The following is a 1,228-nucleotide window of genomic DNA, read 5'->3' on the forward strand; positions in this document are numbered from 1 at the left end:
AGAACACCGTCTGGATCTTGATCCCCGCCACCAGCGCGTTGTCGACCTCGTCGACCCCGCCCGGCTGCTTGATGTATTGCAGGTTCGGCCGCACCGTCAGCCAGTCGGTCACATGCACCCCGTAGTACAGCTCGGCGTTGTACTCGGTGTCCTGCAGCGGCTGGTACAGCGGGTTGTCGTAGTCGTCGATGCCGTTCACCTGGTTCACCAGGCGCTGGCGCTTCTTCACATCGTCGTTGACATGGATGCGCGCGATGCCCAGGCCGATGTCGTCCTTCGGCCGCGCATCGAACGGACCCTTGTAGACCACTCCAAGCTGCTGATAGTTGTCCACCACGTTGGTCGCCTTGTCGTGGACAGTCAGGTTGGCGAACAGGCTCAACCCGCGCGAGGCATCGCCGTTGTGCGAAGTGACCTGCTGCTGCGCCACCACCCACCAGCCATGCTTGCTGCCGCGCGACTTGAAGTCGTTGCCGGTCAGCCCCTGCGGCTGGCCGTCGACGTCGTCGTAGACGTCATCGGCCTTCGCCGTGCTGTAGTAGTAGCCCAGCCGGTACTCGCCCGGCAGTTGCTCGGCGCCGACCTTCGGCTGCCAGATCAGCTCCACCGGCAGCAGCGCGCCCTTGGTCCCGCTGCCGCTCATCTTGAAGCCGTTGCCGGTCTCCAGGTTCGACGGGTTCTGCTCGTAGGCGCCGACCTGCACGTACCAGTCCGGCGCGAAGTTGTACTTCACCCGCAACGCCCACTGGCTGACCGGCCAGTTGTACCAGATGCTCCCCGCCCAGTTGCCCACCTGCGAGCCGCAGAAGGCCAGGTTCTGGAAATCGCAGGGGAAGCTGTTGAAGTCCTCGCCCTCGCCGAAACGGCCGAATTTCACGTCCAGCGCGCCGTCGAAGTACTGCTGCTTGAGCCACAGCTGGGTCAGCCGCCAGGTCTGCCCGCGGCCCCAGACCTCCTGCACCGAGCTGATGTGCCCGGCACGCGGGTCGCCGATGCGGTCGTTGGAAAGGTTCTTGCCGTTGCGCTCGGTGACGGTGAACTGGAACTCGGTAGCCTTCCAGCCGAGGATCTTCTCCAGGTCCATGTGCACGCCCAGGGCGAACTGGTCGGTGTAGCGTCCGGTCTTGTCGTCGTCATAGCCGCCATCGAGGTTGGCCGCCGCCTCGCCGACGTACTCCAGCTTGAAGTCGTAGCCCTTCTCCAGCAGCTCGGTGCGCTTGCCGCCCCA

Annotated in this window: 1 protein-coding gene; it reads right to left on the bottom strand. The window is 64.7% G+C overall.

The genetic code is table 11. The features are described 5' to 3' along the window. A partial coding sequence (gene oprB / locus HMPREF2914_RS06695; protein ID WP_031642400.1) for a carbohydrate porin OprB occupies positions 1-1,228 on the bottom strand: 1,228 nt, incomplete at both ends.

The sequence above is a fragment of the Pseudomonas sp. HMSC067G02 genome, from assembly GCF_001813485.1.
GTDB classification, from domain to species: domain Bacteria; phylum Pseudomonadota; class Gammaproteobacteria; order Pseudomonadales; family Pseudomonadaceae; genus Pseudomonas; species Pseudomonas aeruginosa.